The 21952-nt window shown below is 68.0% G+C and carries 20 protein-coding genes; 14 read left to right on the forward strand and 6 right to left on the reverse strand.

Translation table 11 applies throughout. The features are described from left to right. Positions 1-275: 275 nt before the first annotated feature. From rpsB to lpxB, 13 genes are all read left to right on the forward strand, one after another. Positions 276-1106, forward strand: coding sequence for a 30S ribosomal protein S2 (rpsB, locus tag ATO4_RS05885; protein ID WP_083590501.1), 831 nt, complete (start codon positions 276-278; stop codon positions 1104-1106). Between the two features lie 145 nt (positions 1107-1251). After that, the gene (gene tsf, locus ATO4_RS05890; protein ID WP_083590502.1) at positions 1252-2178 is read left to right on the forward strand and encodes a translation elongation factor Ts; all 927 of its coding nucleotides are present in this window, start codon (positions 1252-1254) and stop codon (positions 2176-2178) included. Positions 2179-2535: 357 nt separating this feature from the next. After that, positions 2536-3255, forward strand: coding sequence for a UMP kinase (gene pyrH, locus ATO4_RS05895; RefSeq protein WP_083590503.1), 720 nt, complete (start codon positions 2536-2538; stop codon positions 3253-3255). A gap of 45 nt (positions 3256-3300) precedes the next feature. After that, the gene (gene frr / locus ATO4_RS05900; RefSeq protein WP_083590504.1) at positions 3301-3858 is read left to right on the forward strand and encodes a ribosome recycling factor; all 558 of its coding nucleotides are present in this window, start codon (positions 3301-3303) and stop codon (positions 3856-3858) included. Then, positions 3819-4634, forward strand: coding sequence for an isoprenyl transferase (locus ATO4_RS05905; RefSeq protein ID WP_083590572.1), 816 nt, complete (start codon positions 3819-3821; stop codon positions 4632-4634). The genes frr and ATO4_RS05905 overlap by 40 nt, the downstream gene beginning before the upstream one ends. Next, the gene (locus tag ATO4_RS05910) at positions 4624-5490 is read left to right on the forward strand and encodes a phosphatidate cytidylyltransferase (protein WP_245308591.1); all 867 of its coding nucleotides are present in this window, start codon (positions 4624-4626) and stop codon (positions 5488-5490) included. Before ATO4_RS05905 ends, ATO4_RS05910 begins: the two co-directional genes overlap by 11 nt. Before the next feature lie 190 nt (positions 5491-5680). Beyond that, complete coding sequence (gene rseP / locus ATO4_RS05915; RefSeq protein WP_083590506.1) at positions 5681-6820, forward strand: RIP metalloprotease RseP; 1140 nt, start codon at positions 5681-5683, stop codon at positions 6818-6820. A 197-nt stretch (positions 6821-7017) separates the two neighbouring features. After that, entirely contained in the window at positions 7018-9471 is a 2454-nt protein-coding gene (gene bamA / locus ATO4_RS05920) for an outer membrane protein assembly factor BamA (RefSeq protein ID WP_083590507.1), read from the forward strand. A 47-nt stretch (positions 9472-9518) separates the two neighbouring features. After that, positions 9519-10580, forward strand: coding sequence for a UDP-3-O-(3-hydroxymyristoyl)glucosamine N-acyltransferase (lpxD, locus tag ATO4_RS05925; protein ID WP_083590508.1), 1062 nt, complete (start codon positions 9519-9521; stop codon positions 10578-10580). After that, a complete protein-coding gene (fabZ, locus tag ATO4_RS05930) occupies positions 10573-11043 on the forward strand; it encodes a 3-hydroxyacyl-ACP dehydratase FabZ (protein WP_083590573.1) in 471 nt (156 codons plus the stop codon). Before lpxD ends, fabZ begins: the two co-directional genes overlap by 8 nt. A gap of 3 nt (positions 11044-11046) precedes the next feature. Further along, a complete protein-coding gene (gene lpxA / locus ATO4_RS05935) occupies positions 11047-11853 on the forward strand; it encodes an acyl-ACP--UDP-N-acetylglucosamine O-acyltransferase (RefSeq protein WP_083590509.1) in 807 nt (268 codons plus the stop codon). 4 nt (positions 11854-11857) lie between these two features. Beyond that, positions 11858-12763, forward strand: a complete 906-nt coding sequence (gene lpxI / locus ATO4_RS05940; RefSeq protein WP_083590510.1) for a UDP-2,3-diacylglucosamine diphosphatase LpxI — start codon at positions 11858-11860, stop codon at positions 12761-12763. Then, positions 12760-13917 carry a lipid-A-disaccharide synthase gene (gene lpxB / locus ATO4_RS05945; RefSeq protein ID WP_083590511.1) on the forward strand — a complete coding sequence of 386 codons (1158 nt, stop codon included), beginning with the start codon at positions 12760-12762 and terminating at the stop codon, positions 13915-13917. Before lpxI ends, lpxB begins: the two co-directional genes overlap by 4 nt. 262 nt (positions 13918-14179) lie before the next feature. On the opposite strand, the gene ATO4_RS05950 is transcribed toward lpxB, so the two are convergent. The 6 genes from ATO4_RS05950 to ATO4_RS05980 form a co-directional block, all read right to left on the reverse strand. Continuing rightward, positions 14180-15475 carry a TRAP transporter large permease gene (locus ATO4_RS05950; protein ID WP_083590512.1) on the reverse strand — a complete coding sequence of 432 codons (1296 nt, stop codon included), beginning with the start codon at positions 15473-15475 and terminating at the stop codon, positions 14180-14182. After that, complete coding sequence (locus tag ATO4_RS05955) at positions 15468-16004, reverse strand: TRAP transporter small permease (RefSeq protein ID WP_083590513.1); 537 nt, start codon at positions 16002-16004, stop codon at positions 15468-15470. Before ATO4_RS05955 ends, ATO4_RS05950 begins: the two co-directional genes overlap by 8 nt. Positions 16005-16383: 379 nt before the next feature. Further along, the gene (locus ATO4_RS05965) at positions 16384-17397 is read right to left on the reverse strand and encodes a TRAP transporter substrate-binding protein (protein ID WP_083590514.1); all 1014 of its coding nucleotides are present in this window, start codon (positions 17395-17397) and stop codon (positions 16384-16386) included. Positions 17398-17555: 158 nt separating this feature from the next. After that, entirely contained in the window at positions 17556-18482 is a 927-nt protein-coding gene (locus ATO4_RS05970) for an SDR family NAD(P)-dependent oxidoreductase (RefSeq protein ID WP_210191027.1), read from the reverse strand. A gap of 23 nt (positions 18483-18505) precedes the next feature. Further along, the gene (locus tag ATO4_RS05975) at positions 18506-19330 is read right to left on the reverse strand and encodes an enoyl-CoA hydratase-related protein (protein WP_083590516.1); all 825 of its coding nucleotides are present in this window, start codon (positions 19328-19330) and stop codon (positions 18506-18508) included. After that, complete coding sequence (locus ATO4_RS05980; RefSeq protein ID WP_083590517.1) at positions 19327-21030, reverse strand: AMP-binding protein; 1704 nt, start codon at positions 21028-21030, stop codon at positions 19327-19329. Before ATO4_RS05980 ends, ATO4_RS05975 begins: the two co-directional genes overlap by 4 nt. Positions 21031-21271: 241 nt before the next feature. Here ATO4_RS05980 and ATO4_RS05985 point away from each other — a divergent pair, with 241 nt between their 5' ends. Continuing rightward, on the forward strand, positions 21272-21760 hold the full coding sequence (locus ATO4_RS05985) for a MarR family winged helix-turn-helix transcriptional regulator (RefSeq protein ID WP_176222875.1): 489 nt from the start codon (positions 21272-21274) through the stop codon (positions 21758-21760). Positions 21761-21952: the final 192 nt, after the last annotated feature.

Genomic DNA, 21952 nt, shown 5'->3' on the forward strand with positions numbered 1-21952 from the left:
AGGCGTCCGATCACCGTCTGCCGGCGGGCGCCCCGCCGGGCTTGAAACCCGCCGCGGCGGATCGCATCTCAGCGGTGCGGCGGACCGTTCCCGGCTTTCGGACGCCGCTTTGGTTGCCAACTCCGCGAGATTGCGGTATGGCGCCCCCCATTCCACACACGGAAACCGGGTTGGATCGACTGGCGCCTGCAGCTCCGGTCCGTTCCCGCCCACCGGTGGCGACATCCTGTCGCTTCTTTCCGTGGAGGCATAACCGGTCAAAGGACGATCACGATATGGCTCTGCCAGACTACTCGATGCGCCAGCTCCTCGAAGCGGGCGTCCACTTCGGTCACCAGACCCACCGCTGGAACCCGAAGATGGCGCCGTACATCTTCGGTGCGCGCAACAACATCCACATTCTCGATCTCGCCCAGACGGTGCCGCTCCTGCACCGTGCGCTGCTCGCCGTCTCCGACACGGTCGCCCGCGGCGGCCGCGTCCTGTTCGTCGGCACCAAGCGCCAGGCGTCCGATCTCGTCGCCGACGCCGCCCAGCGCTCGGCCCAGTACTACGTCAATTCCCGCTGGCTCGGCGGCATGCTGACCAACTGGAAGACGATTTCGGCGTCGATCCAGCGTCTGCGCAAGCTCGACGAGATGCTCGCCGGCGGCGAGGCCCAGGCCTTCACCAAGAAGGAGCGCCTGACGCTCACCCGCGAGCGCGACAAGCTCGACCGGGCCCTCGGCGGCATTCGCGACATGGGCGGCGTGCCGGACATGATCTTCGTCATCGACACCAACAAGGAGTCGATCGCGATCGAGGAGGCCAAGCGCCTGCACATCCCGATCGTCGCGGTGGTCGATTCGAACTGCGATCCGGTGCCGATCGACTACCCGATCCCGGGCAATGACGACGCCGCCCGCGCGATCTCGCTCTACTGCGACCTGATCGCCCGCGCCGCCGTCGACGGCCTCGCCCGCCAGCAGGGCGACATGGGCATCGACATCGGCGAGATGGAAGACGCCCCCGTCGAAGAGCTGCCGGAAGATGCGGCGGTCGGCGGTGCGTCGGCCGGCGAGGCGGCCGAACTGGCCGACAGCGCGACGGGCCAGGCGGCCGGCTGAGCCCGCCTTCCGGGGATTGCGGAGCGAGGGCGGCCGGTCTGGCCTCGCTCCGACCCCGATCGAGCGTGTAATCATCGCGTCACATTTGCGGCGCACCCGTTCCCACAGAGCCGGTGCGCCAAATCATTTCCGAGGAAGGCTGAAGATGGCAATTTCCGCTTCGATGGTGAAGGACCTGCGCGAGAAGACCGGCGCGGGCATGATGGACTGCAAGACCGCTCTTGCGGAGACCAACGGCGACATGGAGGCGGCGATCGACTGGCTGCGCACCAAGGGCATCGCAAAGGCCGACAAGAAGTCCGGGCGCACCGCCGCCGAGGGCCTGATCGGTGCGGCCGCCGAGGGCACCAAGGCCGTCGTCGTCGAGGTCAATTCCGAGACCGACTTCGTCGCCCGCAACGAGGCCTTCCAGACCCTCGTGCGCGGCATCGCGACCGTCGCGCTCGCCACCGACGGCAGCGTCGAAGCGGTTTCGACGGCCACCTATCCGGCCTCCGGCAAGCCCGTCGCCGACACGATCCGCGATGCGATCGCCACGATCGGCGAGAACATGAGCCTGCGCCGCGCCGCGATGCTGCAGGTCTCCGACGGCGTCGTCGCGACCTATATCCACAACCAGGTCGCCGACGGCCTCGGCAAGCTGGGCGTCCTCGTCGCGATCGAATCGACGGGCGACAAGGCCAAGCTCGCGGCCTTCGGCCGTCAGGTGGCGATGCATGTCGCCGCCACCAATCCGCTGGCCCTGAATGCCGAGGAGATCGATCCGACGGTCGTCGAGCGCGAGAAGGCGATCTTCTCCGAGCAGGCGCGGGCGTCGGGCAAGCCCGAGGCCATCATCGAGAAGATGGTCGAGGGCCGGCTGCGCAAGTTCTACGAGGAGGTCGTCCTCCTCAAGCAGAACTTCGTGATCAACCCGGACCTCACCGTCGAGAAGGCCCTGGCCGAGGCCGAGGCCGAGATCGGCGCCCCGGCGAAGATCACCGCCTTCGTCCGCTTTGCCCTCGGCGAGGGCATCGAGCGCGAAGAGAGCGATTTCGCCGCCGAGGTCGCCGCGGCCGCCGGCAAGAAGTGATCCTGTCCGCGCCGGGCGTCTTCGCAAACGCTCGGCCGGCGGTTCGGTCGCTTTGGCGATCCACTTGATCGGGCGCTCGCTTCACAAGCGGGCGCCCTTATTGTATCGGCTGGCGCAAGCGGCGAGGCGCGAGGCGCTTCGCGGGTGAGGACCCGCAGGCGCGGGGAGGTTGTCCTCGTGCCGGCGGCGAAGGAAATCGGCCGGCCGGCGGGCGAAGACGGCGCGCGGTGCCCGGACCGATACCTGTGACCCGGGAGACCGATCCCGGGTCACAGGTATCGAGCCCGCGGGGCGATTGAGCGTGAACCCCTTGGCACCGGTCGAAGACCGGGCCGAAGGTATGAGACAGGATATCAGATGACCTCGGAAATCCGCTACCGCCGCGTCCTGCTGAAGGTGTCGGGCGAAGCGCTCATGGGGGAGCAGGGCTTCGGCATCGACGTCGCGGTGGTCGACCGGATCGCCTCCGACATCGCCGAGGCGCGGGCGCTGGGCGTCGAGATCTCCATCGTGATCGGCGGCGGCAACATCTTTCGCGGCGTCGCGGTCGCCTCCAAGGGCGGCGACCGGGTGACCGGCGACCACATGGGCATGCTCGGCACCGTCATCAACGCGCTGGCGCTGCGGACCTCGCTCACCAAGATGGGCATCGACGCGATCGTCCTCTCGGCCATCGCCATGCCGGAGATCTGCGAGAACTTCACCCAGCGCGCCGCGCTCGCCCACCAGGCGGCCGGCCGGGTCGTGATCTTCGCCGGCGGCACCGGCAATCCGTTCTTCACCACCGATTCCGCCGGCGCCCTCAGGGCCGCCGAAATGGGCGCCGCGGCCCTGTTCAAGGGCACCCAGGTCGACGGCATCTATTCCGCCGATCCGAAATTCGTGCCCGATGCCGAGCGATTCGACCGGCTGACCCATGCCGAGGTGCTGGGACGCGGCCTCGCCGTCATGGATGTCGCGGCCGTCGCGCTCGCCCGCGAGAACCACATTCCGATCGTCGTCTTCTCGATCCACCAGAAGGGCGAATTCGCCCGGATCCTGGCTGGCGCCGGCCGCGCGACGATCGTATCGGATTGAAGCGTTCCCCCATACCCGCAAGGATTTCAGAGAAGGACCCGCACCATGGCCGAATTCGATCTCAATGAACTGAAGCGCCGCATGGAAGGCGCCGTGAACAGCCTGAAGAGCGATCTGGCGGGTCTTCGCACCGGCCGCGCCTCGGCCAATCTCCTCGATCCGATCACCGTCGAGGCCTATGGCTCCCAGATGCCGCTCAACCAGGTGGCGAACGTCACCGTGCCGGAGCCGCGCATGGTGGCGGTGACGGTGTGGGACAAGCAGATGGTCGGCAAGGTGGAGCGGGCGATCCGCGAGAGCAGCCTCGGCCTCAACCCGATCACCGACGGCACGACCCTGCGCATCCCGCTGCCGGAGCTGAACGAGGAGCGCCGCCGGGAACTCGTCAAGGTCGCCCACCAGTACGCCGAGAGCGCCAAGGTCGCCGTCCGCCACGTTCGCCGCGACGGCATGGACACGCTGAAGAAGGCCGAGAAGGCCGGCGACATCGGCCAGGACGAGAGCCGCCAGCAGTCGGACAAGGTCCAGAAGATGACCGACGACACGATTGCGGAAATCGACAAATTGCTTTCCGGCAAGGAAGGCGAAATCATGCAGGTGTAAGGACGTGTGATCGTCGGCGCGTCGCGCCGGCAGGCCAATCGCAGGGAAGGGCGAGGACAGTGCGGCATCCCCGACATGTCGCCATCATCATGGATGGCAACGGACGCTGGGCGCGGGCGCGCGGCCTGCCACGCAGCATGGGCCATCGCCGCGGGGTGGAGGCGGTGCGTGCGGCCGTGCGCGCCGCCGGCGAGCTCGGCATCGAGTACCTGACCCTGTTCGCGTTTTCCTCGGAGAACTGGCGGCGTCCGAAGGACGAGGTCGAGGAACTGCTCGGGCTGCTCCGGCACTTCATCCGCCGCGATCTCGCCGATCTCCACAAGGAGGGCGTCAGGGTTCGGGTGATCGGCGCGCGGGACGACCTGTCGGCCGACATCCGCTCGCTGCTCGAGGAGGCCGAGAACCTCACCAAGGACAACGGCCGCCAGACCCTCGTCATCGCCTTCAACTACGGCGCCCGCGACGAGGTGGCGAGGGCGGTGCGGCGGATCGCCGAGAAGTTCGCCGCCGGCGAGGTCACCCTCGACGCGCTGACCGCCGACTATCTCGGGGAGCACATGGACACCGCCGGCATCCCCGACCCGGACCTCATCATCCGCACCAGCGGCGAACTCAGGCTGTCGAACTTCCTTTTGTGGCAGGCGGCCTATTCCGAATTCGTCTTCCTGCCGTGCCTGTGGCCGGACTTCGACCGCAAGGCGTTCGAGGACGCCATCGCCGAATATGCCAGCCGCGATCGCCGCTACGGGGGACTGTCGCGGGAAATTGCATCCTGACGAGATGGGGCTCGGGGTCAGACGATTCTTCACCGAGGGTAGCTGGAGCGATCTGCGTTCACGGTTGATCTCGGCCGTGGTGCTCGGGGTTCTGGTCCTGCTGCTGGTGTTCGCCGGCGGCTGGTGGTTCCGGATCCTGTGCTGCGCGACCGGTTTCATCGTCTTCGACGAATGGACGAGGATCACCCGGGCGAGGCGGCTGCGGCCGCACTTCACCTTCGGGCGGCGCGTCTTCTACCTCTCGCTCATCCTCTTCGCCTGCGGCTTCGATCTCGCCGCCCTGGCGGTCTTCTTCGCCGGCACGGGGTTCCTCGCCTTCATCGACCGGAGCGAGCGCAAGGCCGACTGGCTCGTCGGCGGCCTTTTCTATGCGGGGGCGGCGACCTTTCCGCCCGCTCTCCTGCGCGGCGACGACCTGCCGGGGCTCCTGACCATCGGCTTCCTCGTCACCGTCGTCTGGTCGACCGACATCTTCGCCTACTTCACCGGCCGCTCCCTGGGCGGGCCGAAACTGTTGCCGATGGTCTCGCCGAAGAAGACCATGTCGGGCGCGCTGGGCGGGCTCGTCGCGGCCATCGCCTTGGGCTCGCTCTTCGCCTATGGTGCGGGGAACGTCGCCGGTCCGCTGATCGTCGTCCTGGCGGCCGTCCTGTCGGTTGCGGGCCAGGCGGGCGATCTCTACGAATCCTGGATCAAGCGCCGCTTCGGAGTGAAGGATTCCGGCCGCCTCATTCCCGGCCACGGGGGGCTGATGGACCGGATCGACGCCCTGATCGTGGCGACCACCGTCGCCTGGCTGGTCGGGATGTTCGTCGCCGGTTTCGCCAGTCCTGCGGCCGGACTGTTTCCGATCTGAGACCCGGTCCGATCGATCGGACAGGATCTGGTCTCGAATCGGTGCGGCCATCGGGCCGGGTGGAAGCCGGGTATCCCGAAGGGGATCGACCGCAGGTCGCACGAGGCGCCGGCGCGGGCATTTGCGGCACCGCCCGCCACTGCTATAGAATCCGGCAGGCAGCCCTGCCGCCACCAAGGAGAGACGAGACATGGACATCGGAGCGATCACCTCCGGCCTTTGGAGCCATGGCCTGATCTACATCGTGCCGTTCCTGTTCGTCCTGACGATCATCGTCTTCTTCCACGAACTCGGCCACTTCCTGATCGGCCGCCTGTGCGGCATCAAGGCGCTGACCTTCTCGGTCGGCTTCGGCCCCGAGCTGATCGGCTTCACCGATCGCCAGGGGACGCGCTGGAAGCTCGCCGCGATCCCGCTCGGCGGCTACGTCAAGTTCCTCGGCGACGAGAACGCGGCATCGGTGCCCGATCGCGAGGGCGTTTCGGCGATGAGCGAGGCCGAGCGGCGGCATGCCTTTCCGGCGGCGAGCGTCGGGCGCCGCGCCGCGACGGTCGCGGCAGGCCCCATCGCCAACTTCATCCTCTCCATCGTCATCTTCGCCGCCGTGGTCTTCGTCAGCGGCCGGGTCGTCGGCGATCCGGTGGTCTCCGGCGTCGAGCCGGATTCGCCCGCCATGGCGGCCGGCTTCGAGGCCGGCGACCGGGTGCTGTCCGCCGACGGCGAGGCGATCGGCTACTTCTCCGACCTGCAGCGCCACGTCGCCGCGGTGGGCGCCAACCCGATCACCTTCGAGGTGGAGCGCGGCGGCCGGACGGTCGAGCTGACGGTGACGCCACGGATCGAGGCGCGCGAGGACGAATTCGGCAACAGCTTCACCATGCCGGTGGTGGGCTTGCGGGCGGACAATGCCAATGGCGGCTTCCGGGTGGAGGAACTCGGCCCGGTCGAGTCGCTGCAATACGGCGTGTCCCAGACCTGGTTCGTCGCCAGCCAGACGGTCGTCTTCATCGGCCAGGTCGTCACGGGCCGCCAGAGCGCCGACCAGATCGGCGGGCCGATCCGCATCGCCCAGGTGTCGAGCCAGGTCTCGACGATCGGCCTCGGCGCCCTGCTCAACCTGGCGGCGCTCTTGTCGATCTCGATCGGAATCCTCAACCTGTTGCCGATTCCGATGCTCGACGGCGGGCACCTCCTGTTCTACGCCTTCGAGGCGGTGCGCGGGCGGCCGCTGAGCGAGCGGGTCCAGGAACTCGGCTTCAAGATCGGTCTCGCTCTCGTCACGATGCTCATGATATTTGCATTCTGGAACGACATTTCCGGCCAGGTGTAGGGGCGTCTGGCCGGCTCCGGGGGGACAGAATTGGTTAACCATGACGGCATGGTTCGTGACCGCCTTGCAACGGCGTTTCCGATTCCTCAATCCACTGAGACGAGTTTGCTTGAACGCCCTACCAAAGCCGGTACAAGGCAGACTCTGGAAATGCACGTCCTGCTCAACGGCAAGAAGACGACAAGGTGGTTGGAAATATGAAGGCTGGAACGAAAACCCTGCGCGCGGTGGCCGCTATCGCGCTCTCTTCGACCGTCCTCGCCGCCACCACGCTGACCGTGCAGGTCGCCGCGACGTCGGCGGCCAACGCCGCAGTGGTCAATCGCATCGCGGTCAGCGGCAACAGCCGCGTCGATAGCGAGACGATCCGCGGCTTCATGCAGATCAGGCCGGGGCAGAACGTCACCGACGCCGACCAGGATGCGGCGGTCCGTCGTCTCTATTCGACGGGGCTGTTCTCAAACGTGCGGATCAGCCAGTCCGGCAGCACCCTGACCGTGCAGGTCGACGAGAACCAGATCGTCAACCAGGTGCTGTTCCAGGGCAATTCGAAGATCAAGGACGAGCAGCTCACCGCCACCGTCCAGACCTCGCCGCGCGGACCCTATTCGCAGGTCACGGTCGATGCCGACGTCGAGGCGATCAAGGCCGCCTATGTCTCCATCGGCCGCAGCGACGCCATCGTGACCGCGCAGACCCAGCCGATCGGCCAGGGCCGCGTCAACGTCATCTACAACATCCAGGAAGGCGACCGCACGAAGATCGCCTCGATCAGCATCGTCGGCAACAACGCCTTTTCCGACGGCCGGCTGAAGCAGGTGATCTCGCTGCGCGAGACCGGCATTCTGAGCTTCATCCAGCGCGACGACGTCTACGATCCGGACAAGCTGCAGTCCGACGAAGAGACGATGCGCCGCTTCTACTACAACCACGGCTATGCCGACTTCCGGATCCTGTCGGCCGTCGCCGAGCTCGATCCCAGCCAGAACTCCTATTTCATCACCTTCACGGTGGACGAGGGCGAGCGCTACACCTTCGGCGACGTGCGGATCGACTCGACCATCGAAGGCGTCGACACCCAGGTCCTCTATGACGAGCTCGATACGGCGCCCGGCGACGTCTACAGCGCCAAGGAGGTCGAGAACTCCCTCGTCAACGTGACCAACGCGCTGGCCAACAAGGGCTTCGCCTTCGCCCAGGTGACGCCGCGCGGCGACCGCGACTTCACCAACCACACCATCGCCATCGACTATGTGATCGACCAGGGGCCCCGCGCCTATGTCGAGCGCATCGAGATCCGCGGCAACACCAAGACCCGCGACTACGTCATCCGCCGCGAGTTCGACATCTCCGAGGGCGACGCCTTCAACCAGGTGCTGGTGCAGCGCGCCAAGCAGCGCCTGGAGGACCTGCAATATTTCAACACGGTGAAGATCTCGACGGCTCCGGGCTCCGAGCCCGACCGGGTTATCGTCATCGTCGACGTGTCGGAGAAGGCCACCGGCCAGATCTCGGTCGGCGGCGGCTACACCACCAGCGGCGACTCTTCGGGTCCCGTCGCCGAAGTCGGCATCCAGGAGCGCAACTTCCTCGGCCGCGGCCAGTTCATCAAGGTCTCGGCGGGCCTCGGCACCAACAGCCGCAGCTACAACCTCTCCTTCACCGAGCCGTATTTCCTCGGGCAGCGCCTTGCCGCGGGCTTCGACGTCTATCACTCCGAGACCTCGACGGACGACTACGACGTCACCCGCACAGGCGGCGACGTCCGGCTCTCGGCTCCGATCACCGACCATCTGACGGCGACGCTCGCCTACAACATCAAGAGCGAGAGCTACGGCGACAACACCGGCCAGACGGTCGAGAATCCGGACTACGATCCGCTGATACCCGGATCGGAGGAATTCATCGACAGCAGTTGCGGAGCGCCTAACCCACTCGGCAACCTCGTCGACGAAGGCGGCAACCCGCTGACCGCTCCGTCCTTCACCGACTCGCCGATCATCAACGCGGCGATCTGCCAGGGCGACTACCTCACCTCGTCGGTCTCCTACCAGTTCACCTACAACACCCTCGACAACAACAAGGATCCGCGCAACGGGTTCATCGGCTCGGTCGGCCAGGAGTTCGCCGGTCTCGGCGGCGACGCCAGGTTCCTCAAGACCACCGGCAAGGCCTCCTACTTCAACCTCCTCAGCGAGGAGTTCGACGTGGTCGGCCAGCTGTCCGGCGGCGCCGGCAACGTCACCAAGCTCGGCGACGACCTGCGCGTCTTCGACAACTTCTTCAAGGGACAGGACATCGTCCGCGGCTTCGACACGCGGGGCATCGGCCCGCGCCAGTACGGCGTCGCCATCGGTGGCGAGAACTACGGCAACGTCTCGGCCGAGGCGACCTTCCCGCTGCCGGGCATCAGCCGGGATCTGGGCTTCCGCGGCGCGGTCTTCGCCGATGCCGGTTCGCTCTGGGGCAGCGAGTTCGACGACCAGCCCGGCGTGAAGGGCACCGACTTCGCGCTGCGTGCATCGGCAGGCGTCGGCCTGATCTGGGCCTCGCCCTTCGGCCCGCTGCGCGTCAACTACGCCCACCCGCTGATGAAGGAAGACTTCGACGACACCCAGGAATTCTCCTTCGGTTTCTCGTCACGCTTCTGAGGCCCGAGAAAAGGGGGCGGGGAGGTTTGCCTCCCTGCCGTTACCACATGCCCGATACGTCCTTCTTTCCCCGGGGGCCCGGTCTGACCGTGGGCGAGATCGCCGCGATCAGCGGCGCCCGGCCAGGAGAGGGGACAGATCCTGCGATCGTCCTTTCGGGACTGGCGCCGCTGGATCGGGCGCGCGCCGACGATCTGTCCTTCTTCGACAGCCCGCGCTATGCCGAGCAACTGGCCGTGACGCGGGCGGGATGCATCGTCGTTGCCCCCAAGCACCTGGCGTTCCTGCCGGCGGGGCTCGCCCATCTCGTCGCCGACAGCGTCCATCACGCCTTCGCCGCCGCTGGTCGCAGGCTATTTCCCGCCGCCCTGGTGCCGGCCAGCGTCACCCGGGCCGAGGGCATTTCCCAGAGCGCCGACGTCGACCCCTCCGCCGAGATCGAGGATGGCGTGACCATCGAGGCCTTCGCCGTGATCGGGGCCGGCGTGAGGATCGGCCGCGGCACGATCGTCTCCCCGGGCGCGGTGATCTCGCCGGGCTGCGCCATCGGCCGCGACTGCCGGATCGGTCCGCAGGTCTGCCTGTCGAACGCGTTGCTCGGCAACCGCGTGGTGCTGCATCCGGGCGTGAAGATCGGCCAGGACGGGTTCGGCTACGTGGCCGGCCGGGCTGGCCTCGACAAGGTGGTGCAGGTCGGCCGGGTGATCATCCAGGACGACGTCGAGATCGGCGCAAACGCGACCATCGACCGCGGCGCGATCCGCGACACGGTCATCGGCGAGGGGACCAAGATCGATAATCAGGTCCAGGTCGGGCACAACGTCGCCATCGGGCGACACAGCGCGATCGTTGCCCAGGTCGGCATTTCCGGCTCGACCACCATCGGCGACGGCGTCATGATCGGTGGACAGGTCGGCATCAACGGCCATGTCACCATCGGCGACGGGGCGCAGATCGCCGCAGTTTCCGGCGTGGCCGGCGATGTGCCCAAAGGCGCGCGCTGGGGCGGCATTCCGGCGCGGCCGATGCGCCAATGGCTTCGCGAAGCGAGATTCCTGTCTGAACTTGCCGCAAAGGGACGAACACCGAGACATGAGCGCGATGACTGACGCCCCCACGACGCTGGAAAGCGCCGACATCACCAGGGTCATGGAGCTTCTGCCCCATCGCTATCCGTTCCTGATGGTCGACCGGATCGTCGACATCGACCGGGACATGAGCGCCGTCGGGATCAAGAACGTCACCGCCAACGAGCCGCATTTCCTCGGCCATTTCCCTTCCGCGCCGGTCATGCCGGGCGTCCTGATCATCGAGGGCATGGCCCAGACCGCCGGGGCGATCTGCACGCTGGCGAGGGGCGGCGACGCGCCGGCGCTGGTCTATTTCATGACCATCGACAACGCCAAGTTCCGCAAGCCGGTGGTGCCGGGAGACCGGCTCGAATACCACGTCAGGCAGACCAAGAAGCGCGGCAACATCTGGAAGTTCGACTGCGTCGCCAAGGTCGACGACCAGAAGGTGGCGGAGGCCTCGGTGAGCGCCATGCTGCTGCCGCGCGACGACGCAAAGTAGACGATGACCGACACGACCGTTCATCCCTCGGCGGTGATCGAGGCCGGCGCCGAGATCGGCGCGGGCTGCGAGATCGGCCCGTTCTGCCACATCGGCCCGCAGGTGCGGCTCGGCGCCGGCAGCCGGCTGCGCTCCCATGTCGCCATCTGGGGCAACACCCAGATCGGCGCCGGCGCCCAGATCTGGCCCTTCGCCTCCCTCGGCCACGCCCCGCAGCACCTGAAATACCGCGGCGAGGACACCCGCCTCGTCATCGGCGACAACTGCCTGATCCGCGAACACGTGACGATGAATCCCGGCACGGTGCAGGGACGCTCGGAGACGACGATCGGCGACAACTGCGCCTTCTTCACCGGAGCCCATGTCGCCCATGACTGCGACATCGAGCGCAACGTCACGCTGATCAACAACGTCATGCTGGCCGGCCATTGCACCATCGGCCAGTATGCGACGATCGCCGGCGGCTCGGGCATCCACCAGTTCACCCGGATCGGCCACCACGCCTATGTCGGCGGCCTCGCCGCCGTCGAGGGCGACGTCATCCCCTTCGGCATGGTGCTCGGCAACCGGGCCTATCTCTCCGGCCTCAACGTCATCGGCATGAAGCGCGCCGGCTTCGATCGCCATGCGATCCGCAACGTGCGCAAGGCCTATCGCATGCTGTTCTCCGACGATCTGACGTTCAAGGAGAACATGGACGAGGTGCAGAGCGAGTTTCCCGACGATCCGCTGGTGCAGGACCTGATGGGCTTCATCCGCTCCGGCGGCGACCGCGCGCTGTGCTTCCCGCGCCACTCGCAGCATTCCTGAGCCGATGGAGCCGCGCTTTCCCGGCGAGCCGCTCGGTCTGATCGCCGGGGGCGGACGGTTGCCGCGGATCGTCGCCGAGGCGGCGCGAGCCCGCGGCTTCACCCCGATCGTCGTGCGCATCGCCGACGCGGAAGGCGACGACTGGACCGGCTTTTGTGGCGGCTACTTCTCCTGGGGCCGGACGGGCGACGCCGTGCGCTTCATGAAGGCCAGCGGCGTCACCCGCGTCGCCGCCTGCGGAACCGTCAGCCGGCGGCCGGATTTCCGCTCGATCCTGCCGAGCCTGCGCACCCTGATCATGCTGCCGACGGCCTTCCGCATCGTGCGCGGCGGCGACGACCGGCTGCTGCGCAACGTCGCGGCGTTTCTCAAGGCTGAAGGGCTGGAGCCGGTGGCGGTGCAGGATGTCGAGCCGCGGCTCCTGGCACCGCCGGGCGCGATCGCCGGGCGGCGGGCGGATGCGGCCGAGCGCGCGGCGCTCGGCCTCGGCCTGCGGGCGGCCGAAGCCCTCGGCAAGCTGGATGTCGGCCAGGCCGTCGTCGCCTCGCAGGAGCGGGTGATCGCGCTGGAGGCGGCCGAAGGTACGCGCGAGATGCTGCACCGGGTCGCCGAACTGAAGTCGCGCGGACGCATCGGGCGGGGCGAGCGGCTGGTGCTGGTCAAGGCGGTGAAGCCCGGCCAGGACGAGCGCTACGACCTGCCGAGCATCGGCGCGTCGACGATCGTCGAAGCCGAAGAGGCCGGGATCGGGGCCATCGGCGTGACCGCCGAGAAGAGCCTCCTCATCGACTACGAGGCGCTGGTCGCGGCGGCGACGCAGGCGAATATCGCGGTCGTCGGGCTGGTGCCTGGTGATGCGGGGCCTGCGAGGGCCGAGGCGGCGCCAGCCACGACGGAGAGTGTGCCATGAAGATCGCCTTCGTCGTCGGCGAACCCTCCGGCGACGCCATCGGCGCCGATCTCATCCGGGCGCTGAAGGCCCGGCTCTCCGGCGATCTCGAACTCGTCGGCCTTGCCGGCGAGGCGATGCAGGCGGAGGGCCTTCAAACCCTCTTCGACATCGACGAACTCTCGATCATGGGGGTCTCGGCGATCCTCGCGCGATTGCCCCAATTGGTGCGGCGGATCGGCCAGACGGCGGATGCGATCGTCGCGGCGCGGCCGGATGTGCTCGTCGTCATCGACAGCCCGACCTTTTCTCACCGGGTGGCGAAGCGCGTCCGGGCGCGGCTCCCGGCGATGCCGATCGTCAACTACATCCCGCCGACGGTCTGGGCCTGGCGCGAGGGCCGGGCGGCGAAGATGCGCCCCTATGTCGACCACGCGATCTGCGCGCTGCCTTTCGAGCCGGAGACGATGCAGCGGCTCGGCGGGCCGCCCTCCACCTATGTCGGCCATCCGCTGATGAAGGAGCCGGGTCTGGCGGCGATCCTGGCGGACGATGCGTCGCTCGTCGGGAAGGCAGCCAAATCACCGCCGCGGCTCGTCATCCTGCCGGGCTCCCGGCGCGGCGAGATCGACCGGCTGGCGGGCGACTTCGGCGCGACGCTGACGCGGCTTTGCGAGCTCCTGCCCGGCGTGACGGCGGTTCTGCCGACGCTGCCGCGGCATCGGACACGCATCGAGGCCGAGGTGGCGAAGTGGGCGGTGAAGCCGGAGATCGTCACCGGCAATGCGGCGAAGTGGCAGGCCTTTGCCGGGGCTGACGCGGCGCTCGCCGCCTCCGGCACGGTGTCGCTGGAACTGGCGCTGTCGGGGATCCCGATGGCGCTCGCCTACAAGCTCGATCCGGTCGCCTACCAGATCCGCCACCTGATCTCGGCCTGGACGGCGGCGATGCCGAACTTCATCGTCGGCCACCCGCTGGTGCCGGAGCATTTCCACGAATTCGTCCGCCCGGAGATGCTGGCCCGGCGCCTCGTCCGGCTGATGACAGACACCCCCGAGCGCCATGCCCAGCTCGCCGGCTTCGACGAGATCCGCCGGCTGATGGCGGTCGACCGGGCGCCCGGCGAGGCGGCGGCGGACATCGTGCTGGGGCTGGTGGCGAGAGGGCGGGGGTAGGGCTCGCGGAAGCGTATCACGGACAGGCGCCCTCTCTCCCCTTGCGGGAGAGAAAGCGATTTCATCATCTTGGCGAAGCCAAGTGATAGAAATCGCAAGAGAGGGGTTGGAGCGGTTCAGTCTGTAACGACGGCGGCGGGTTGAAGCGGTGAAACCCCTCTCTTGTCATTCTCAAGGTTTGGACCTCGGCGAGCCGAGGCCCAATTCCTTGGAATGACTTTCTCTCCCGCAAGGGGAGAGAGGGCGCCTCGTTCGGTACCCCTCACCCCATCGTCTGCGGCAGGAACAGCACGATCCACGGCAGCGCGATCAGGATGATCAGCCGGATGACGTCGGTGACGACGAAGGGCAGGACGCCCCGGAAGATCGTCACGAGGCTGACGTCCTTGGCGATCGTGTTGATGACGAAGACGTTCATTCCGACCGGCGGCGTGATCAGGCCGAGTTCCACCGTCATGACGACGATGACGCCGAACCAGATCGGGTCGAAGCCCATCTCGAGGATCACCGGGAAGACGATCGGCACCATCAGGATGATCATCGCCATGGCGTCGAGGAAGCAGCCCATGACGAGGAACAGCAGCATGATCAGCGCCAGCGTGCCGTAGCTGCCGAGGTCGAGGCCGATCAGGAAGGCGGTCAGGTTCTGCGGAACCTGGGTCACCGCGAGGAAATAGCCGAACAGGATCGCGCCGATCAGGATGGTGTAGATGGCGACCGATGTGCGCAGCGCCTCGACCAGGCTGTCGAGCAGGCTGCGGACGCCGAGCCGGCCCCTGGCGATGCCGATCAGCGCGGTGAGGACGGCGCCGACGGCGGAGGCCTCGGTGGCCGTGGCGACGCCGAAATAGATCGCCAGGATCACCGCCGCGAAGAGCAGGGTCACCGCCCAGACGCCGGACATCGCCCGCAGTGCCTCGGGAAGGCTGAAGGGGGTGCCGGCCGGAAGCTTGCGCCCGTACCACAGCCGCACCGTCGCCATGTACATCAGGATCGCGAGGATCCCCGGCACGATGCCGGCGATGAAGAGTTTCCCGACGTCCTGCTCGGTGATGTAGGCATAGACCGCCAGCACCACCGAGGGCGGAATGAGGATGCCGAGCGTGCCGCCCGCGGCGATCACCCCGGTCGAGACGTCGTCGGGATAGCCGGCCTTCTTCATTTCCGGATGGGCGATGTTGGTCATCGTTGCGGCGGTGGCGACGGACGAGCCGCAGATGGCCGCGAAGCCGGCGCAGGCGCCGACCGTGGCGAGGCCCAGCCCGCCGCGCAGGGAGCCCAGGGTCGCATTCGCCGCCCGGAACAATTCGCGGCTCATGCCCGAGCGCGTCGCCAGCACCCCCATCAGGATGAAGAACGGGATGAGGGTGAGGTTGAAGTCGGTGACGGTCCTGAGCGGCGAGGTGGCGAGGAGGTTCAGCGCCGGGCTCCAGCCGACGGTGAGGCCGAAGCCGCCGATGCCGACGAGGCCCATGGCGACGCCGATCGGCACGCGGATCAGCATCAGCGCGAAGAGCACGACGAAACCGCCGGCGGCAACGAGTTCGCGTTCACTCATGGCCGGCTCCGTGGGCTTCGTCGTCCTTCAGCGTCTCGTGGGGCTCGAGACTCTCGCCATGGCGCAGCACCAGCCACAGGCGGATCAGCGTCGTGACGACGGCCATGCCGAGGCCGGCGACGACGAAGGCGAGGAACGGCCATTGCGGCAGCCGCAGATCCATCGTCGTCTCGCCGCCCGGCATCTGCGACAGGACGCGGCCGCCGAGCTTCCACGTCAGGAGGAGGGTGAAGAGGAGGAGGCCGAGCCAGGCCAGGAGATCGAGCACCCGCCGCGCCGTTGGCCCGAGTGCCTGGGCGAGGATGTCGACCTTGATGTGGCTGCCGCGAAAGCCCAGCGAGGCAAAGCCCCACATGATGGCGATGGCCAGCGTCAGCCGCGACACGTCGAAGGCGTCGGGTACCGGCGCGGCGAAGAGATAGCGCCCGAGCGCCGAGACGAAGACCAGGATCGTGACGAGGCCGAGCATGACCGCGGCGATCCGCTCGATGGCGGTGACGACGCGCTCGGTAAGGCGGGAGGAGATCATGGGCGTGCCTCGCGGTGGTCATCCGCACCGGCCCTGGGCTTCTGAACGGCCGCGCCCTTGCGGCCACCCCCCTCTGTCCTGCGGGACATCTCCCCCACAAGGGGGGAGATCGAGGTCGCATCGGTGCTTGCACCCACTCCCCTGCGCACGCGCCCTGCACCCACGCTCAAGAGATGGGCCGCGATGGCCGAAGCTGCCGATCTCCCCCCTTGTGGGGGAGATGTCCGGCAGGACAGAGGGGGGTACAGGGGCACGATGGCTGGCATTTTGGCGTGGATGACCGCAGGGCAGGGGGACGTTGACGAGGCGAAGGCGGAAGGATCGTCTTCGCCCCGCAAGATGGAGAAGCCGAGGCGTGCGCAGCACCCCCGGCGCGCGATCAGTATTTCGCGTCGTTCGCCTCGAGCGCCTTGTCGTAGTCGGCGAGGACCTTGTCCGGCTCGTAGCCGGCCTTCTCGGCGTCGGCCTTCCAGGCGTCCATGACCGGCCCGACGGATTCGCGCCACAGCGCCACCTCGTCGGCGTTCGGCGTGTAGACCTCGTGGGACGCGTCGTCGAGGATCGACTGGCGCACCTCGTTGTCGTAGTCCGACCAGCCGACGGAGATCTTCTGCGACCATTCCGGCGTGCAGTGGTCGTCGACGACCTTCCTCAGATCTGCGGCGAGGCCGTCATAGCTGGCCTTGTTGAACAGCATGACCTGGGAGGAGAGATACAGCGGCAGGTCGTTGTGGAACTTCACCACGTCGGCCATCTTGAAGCTCTTCATCGCCTCATAGGGGAAGGTGACGGCATCGGCCGTACCCTTGGAGATGGCGTCGCGGGCTTCCGGCGCCGGCACCTGCACCGAGGTGCCGCCGAGGGAGTTGATGTAGCGCGCCATGGTGGAATGGGCGGGGCGGACGGTCTTGCCCTTGACGTCGGCCGGCACCTTGATCGGCGCGTTGGCGTGGAAGCGGCCGGGATTGTGCGGATTGACGAGGCAGAAATAGACGTCCGCCATCTCCTTGTCCGCGTAGCCGTCGCCCTTGTAGAATTCGTGGATCGCCTTGGCCGCCTTCGGACCGTCATTGGCCTCGAAGGGAACGCCGGTCAGCTCGTAGATCGGAAACCGCCCCGCCGTGTAGCCGGGATTGACGTAGCCGATGTCGACGATGCCGTCCCGCGTCATGTCGTAGTGGTCGGGCGCGGCGCCCAGCTGCTGGGCCGGGTAGATCTCGATCGTCAGCTCCCCGCCCGACGCCGCTTCGATCGATTCGGCCCAGGGCACGATGCCGGTGATGTGGACCGGATGGGTGGCCGGCAGCCAGTGCGACAGCCTGAGCGTCGTCTGGGCGCTGGCCGCGCAGGTCGTGGCGGCGAGCGCCGCAGCGAGGACGAGCAGTCTCTTCATGGTGGTTCCTCCCGTTGTCGCCCTTCCTCCCGAAGGGCGGTGTCTCTGTCGATCGATACCGCCGGCCCGGTCTTCGACCGGCGTCAGGGGATTTGCGGGCACGCGCCGCGCGGCCTTCGTACCAGCGGCCCGGGAGCAGATCTCCCCTGCCGCTGGTATCACATGAAATCGATGCCGACGCCCTGCCTGGCGCCGGCAAGTTCGGTCTCGATGGCCGCGGCGATCGCCTCCGGGCTCCAGCCGCCCGGCCTGAAGGCATGCGCCGCCTCGACCGGATGCGCCCAGACCGACAGCCGGTCGCCGCCGAGGCCGATCGCCTGGCCGGTGACGCCGGCCGAGTTCGCGGAAGCGAGATAGACGAACAGCGCCGCGACGTCCTCCGGCCCGCCGAGGCCGAAGTCCCGGCGCACCTTGTCCGGCAGCGTCTCGCCGCGCTCCATCATCTCCGCAAAGGGCGCAAGCATCGGCACGGTCGCGGTCATCGCGGTCATGGCGTTGGGGACGATGGCGTTGACGGTGACGTTCGCCCGCGCCAGCTCCATCGACCAGGTGCGGGCGAAGGCGGCGATGCCGGCCTTGGCGGCGGCATAGGCGGTCTGGCCGAAATTGCCGCGCTGCCCGGCCATGGACGAGACGAGGATCAGCCGGCCGCCTTCGCCCTGTTCGCGGAAATGCCGGGCGGCGGCCCGCGCGCAGGTGAAGGTGCCGCGCAGATGGGTGGCGACGACGGCGTCGAAATCCTCGTCGGTGGTGTTCCACAGCACCCGGTCGCGCAGGATGCCGGCGTTGCAGGCCATCACGTCGAGCCGGCCGAAGGCGTCGAGGGCGGTCCTGACGCAGAGATCGGCAGCCTCGGCGGTGCCGATCGCGGCGACGGCCGCCACCGCCCGCCCGCCGGACGCCGCGATCTCGGCGACGACGGCTTCGGCGGCCGCGGCATCGATGTCGTTGACGACCACCGATCCGCCCGCCTTCGCCAAGGCAAGGGCGGCGCAGCGGCCGATTCCCTGACCGGCGCCGGTGATCACGACCGCGCGGCCGTCGAGCCTGATGGCGTCTTCGCTCATCCCTGCCTGTCCGCTCATCCCGATTGTCCTCCCCCGCCCCTTCAGCGCCCGGTAAAACGCGCCGGGCGTTTTTCCATGAAGGCGCGCGGCCCTTCCCGCGCATCCTCCGACGCCATGACGACCCGCTTCGCCTCGTCCTCCAGGGCGAAACCTTGTTCGAGCGGGACGCCGGTTGCAAGCCTTACGGTGCGTTTGATCTGCCGGATCGCCAGCGGACCGTTGTCGGCGATGGTCTCGGCGACGCACAGGGCGCGGGCCAAGACCTCCGCCTGCGGCACGACCCTGTTGACGAGACCGATCGAAAGAGCTCGTTCCGCGTCGATCAGGTCGCCGGTGAGCAGCATCTCCATGGCCAAAGCGTGGGGGATCTGGCGCGGCAGCCGGGCGAGCGACCCGGCGAAGGGGATGAGCCCGCGCCTCGCCTCCGGCAGGCCGAAGCGGGCGGTCTCGGCGGCGATGCGGATGTCGGTCGCCAGCATCGTCTCCATGCCGCCGGCGACGCAGGCGCCGTTGATCGCCGCGACGATCGGCTTGTCGATCGCCGTGTGGCGGAGCGCCGAGCGGTCCATCATCGCCGGATCCTCGAGCACCCGCAGGTCCCAGTCGTCCTGGGGTTCGCGGGCGCCGGTGAGGAGCGGCATCGTCAGGGCGAGGTCGCCGCCGGAACAGAATGCCCTGTCGCCGGCGCCGGTGAGGACGAGGACGCGCAGCCGGTCGTCCTCGGCATAGCGGGCATAGGCATCGGACAGCCGGCAGGCCATCTGCGGGCTGATGGCATTGCGCGCCTCTGGCCGGTTGAGGGTGAGGAGAAGGATGTCGCCACGGACCTCTTCCAGAAGATGCGGCTCGTTTCGGTCTGCTGTCACGCCCGCTTCTCCGCGATCATCGCCTTCGCCAGATCCCGTAACTCCACCTTGCGCACCTTGCCGTTGGCCGTTTTCGGCGTTGCCTCGATCACCGCGACATGGCGCGGCATCTTGTGGCGGGCCATGGTCGCCTTGCACCAGGCCTTCAGCTCGTCCGGGTCGATCGTCCGCCCGCTTCTCGCCACGACGAAGGCGAAGATCTCCTCGCCGAACTCGGCATCGGGAACGCCCACCACCTGCGCCTCGGCGATGTCCGGATGGTCGAGCAGCCGGTCCTCGATCTCGACCGGATAGACGTTTTCGCCGCCACGGATCAGCATGTCCTTGATGCGGCCGACAATCCGGAGATGGCCTGCGGCGTCCATGACGGCGAGGTCGCCGCTCTTCAGCCATCCCTCGGCATCGATCGCCGCGGCGCTCGCCTCCGGCATGTCGAAATAACCGGCGGTGACGAGGAAGCCGCGCACCTGCAGCTCCCCCTCCGCGCCGATGGGAAGGACCGCGCCCGTCGCCGGGTCGACGATGCGGATCTCCACATGCGGCAGCGGCACGCCGGCGGTGCGGACCTTGTCCTCGAGCGGTTCGTCCGGCAGGGTCTGGGTGATGATCGGCGAGCACTCGGTCATGCCCATGATGATCGCCGGATCGCAGCCGATCGTCGCCTTCAGCTCCAGCATCAGGCTCGGCGGGATCGAGGTGCCGCCGACATAAGCGATTCGCCAGGCCGACAGATCGCGGCCGCCGGCGGCGAGCCTCTCGTCCTGAAGGATCCGCACATACATGGTCGGCACGGCGTTGACGATGGTGCCGCGATGGCGCTCGATCAGGTCCAGCATCCGGCCCGCCTCGAAGCTCTCCATGGCGACCAGGCAGCCGCCGGCAGCGGCCATGCCGATGACGTTGCAGACGCAGCCGGCGGTGTGGAAGAACGGCATCGCCGAGACCATGACGTCGCTGTCGCCGTATCCGGCGCGCATGCCGGCGAGGAGCGCGTTGTTGACGGTGCCGCGATGGGTGAGCATCGCCCCCTTCGGCTTGCCGGTCGTCCCCGAGGTGTACTGGATCTGCACGATGTCGGCGGGCGAGACGCCGGCCGCACGCGCGGCGAGCGCCGGCTCGGGCACCTCATCGGCACGGCGGAGGAGATCGTCGAAGCTGAGCGCGCCGGGGATCGGCGCATCGCCGATCGCTACGACCCGTCTGAGGGCTGGGAAGGGGCCGCCACTTGGCCGCTCGCCGCCGGCAAGGGCATCCAGGCCGGGGATCATCTCGGCCAGCATGGCGGCCAGCGAGAAGCCGCGGAACGCGCCGGCGCAGCACAGCACTGAGGCGCCGCTCTGGGTGAGGAGATAGGCGAGTTCGCCCTGTCGGAACGCCGGATTGACGGTGACGAGGACGGCGCCGATGCGGGCCAGCGCATATTCCAGCAGCACCCATTCGGGAGAGTTCGCAGCCATCACCGCGACCCGGTCCCGCGGGGCGACGCCGATGGCGATCAGGCCCCGCGCCAACCGGTCGACGCCTTCGTCCAGCTCGCCATATGTGTATCGGCAGCTTGCCTGCGGCTCGTCGAAGACAAGCGCCGGCCGCTCGCCATGGAGAAGGGCGCGTTCCCGCAGCAAATCGCCGAGGGTGATCTCGCGCAGCGGGGCGCTTCCGCCTTCCGGCAGCCAATGGGACAGGTTTCCCGCAACTCCCACGCGCCCGCTCCTCCCAAAGCCGTTCGCATCGTCTTCGCCCCGCTCCAGCTTGCTGGACGCGGCCGACAGGACAGTCCAAGATTGCAGTGACGCCCTTGAACTGTTCGATGTCGAACAATACGATTTTCGGCGGGGCCGTCAAGCCGCCGGCTTCGCTGCTGTGTCGGTGCAGGGGGACGGGCGGGCGCTTGAGGTCGACGAAGGGATGACGAGGCAAAGGCGAGCGGAGGAGCGGGAGAGAATGACCGGACCGGAAGGGCAGGGCGACGACGAGGCGGGCCGCCATCTCGATGCGGGCGAGGCGGAGGCGACGATCGCCTACAAGCTGCGGCTCGCCCAGATCCTGGCGTTTCGCGCCTTCGAGGAAAAGCTCGCCGAGCACGGCCGGGCGCCGCGCTATCTCGGCCTCCTGGCGATCATCCGCAGCCACCCGGGCCAGCCCCAGAGCCGGCTCGCCGAAGCGGTGGCGCTGCGCCGCTCCAGCCTGGTGACGATCCTCGACATCCTGGCGGAAGAGGGGCTGATCGAGCGGCGCTCCTCGCGTCAGGACCGGCGCAGCAACGGCATCTGGCTCACGGCCGAGGGCGAGCGGGTCGTCGCCGAGCTTCTGCGGGAGAGCCGGCGCCACGACGCGGCGCTGACGGCCGGCCTGTCGCCCCGGGAAATCGAGACGACGCTGCACGTCCTCGACCGGCTCATCGCCAACATGCGAGCGGGCGAGGCCGGCTGAGGCAAGGCGCCCGCCGGCCGCCAGTCGCCGGTCCTTGCGCCGGAGCGTCGACACCGGCCGCCGTGGCAACGACGACATTCGACGAACCCGCCGACATGCTGATCGTCGACGCCGTCATCGGTTTCGGGAAACATCGCGCGGCAACGACAAGATGGAGCTTCGATGTCGATCGAAGCTGATCGCATCCCGCTC

Source organism: Aurantimonas sp. 22II-16-19i, from assembly GCF_002088275.1.
GTDB lineage: Bacteria > Pseudomonadota > Alphaproteobacteria > Rhizobiales > Rhizobiaceae > Jiella.

What these genes read in the sequence shown, in the direction of transcription:
- rpsB (WP_083590501.1), top strand. Translation starts at nt 276, where the DNA reads ATGGCTCTGCCAGACTACTCGATGCGCCAGCTCCTCGAAGCGGGCGTC.
- tsf (WP_083590502.1), top strand. Translation starts at nt 1,252, where the DNA reads ATGGCAATTTCCGCTTCGATGGTGAAGGACCTGCGCGAGAAGACCGGC.
- pyrH (WP_083590503.1), top strand. Translation starts at nt 2,536, where the DNA reads ATGACCTCGGAAATCCGCTACCGCCGCGTCCTGCTGAAGGTGTCGGGC.
- frr (WP_083590504.1), top strand. Translation starts at nt 3,301, where the DNA reads ATGGCCGAATTCGATCTCAATGAACTGAAGCGCCGCATGGAAGGCGCC.
- rseP (WP_083590506.1), top strand. Translation starts at nt 5,681, where the DNA reads ATGGACATCGGAGCGATCACCTCCGGCCTTTGGAGCCATGGCCTGATC.
- bamA (WP_083590507.1), top strand. Translation starts at nt 7,018, where the DNA reads ATGAAGGCTGGAACGAAAACCCTGCGCGCGGTGGCCGCTATCGCGCTC.
- lpxD (WP_083590508.1), top strand. Translation starts at nt 9,519, where the DNA reads ATGCCCGATACGTCCTTCTTTCCCCGGGGGCCCGGTCTGACCGTGGGC.
- fabZ (WP_083590573.1), top strand. Translation starts at nt 10,573, where the DNA reads ATGACTGACGCCCCCACGACGCTGGAAAGCGCCGACATCACCAGGGTC.
- lpxA (WP_083590509.1), top strand. Translation starts at nt 11,047, where the DNA reads ATGACCGACACGACCGTTCATCCCTCGGCGGTGATCGAGGCCGGCGCC.
- lpxI (WP_083590510.1), top strand. Translation starts at nt 11,858, where the DNA reads ATGGAGCCGCGCTTTCCCGGCGAGCCGCTCGGTCTGATCGCCGGGGGC.
- lpxB (WP_083590511.1), top strand. Translation starts at nt 12,760, where the DNA reads ATGAAGATCGCCTTCGTCGTCGGCGAACCCTCCGGCGACGCCATCGGC.
- ATO4_RS05950 (WP_083590512.1), bottom strand. Translation starts at nt 15,475, where the DNA reads ATGAGTGAACGCGAACTCGTTGCCGCCGGCGGTTTCGTCGTGCTCTTC.
- ATO4_RS05955 (WP_083590513.1), bottom strand. Translation starts at nt 16,004, where the DNA reads ATGATCTCCTCCCGCCTTACCGAGCGCGTCGTCACCGCCATCGAGCGG.
- ATO4_RS05965 (WP_083590514.1), bottom strand. Translation starts at nt 17,397, where the DNA reads ATGAAGAGACTGCTCGTCCTCGCTGCGGCGCTCGCCGCCACGACCTGC.
- ATO4_RS05970 (WP_210191027.1), bottom strand. Translation starts at nt 18,482, where the DNA reads ATGAGCGGACAGGCAGGGATGAGCGAAGACGCCATCAGGCTCGACGGC.
- ATO4_RS05985 (WP_176222875.1), top strand. Translation starts at nt 21,272, where the DNA reads ATGACCGGACCGGAAGGGCAGGGCGACGACGAGGCGGGCCGCCATCTC.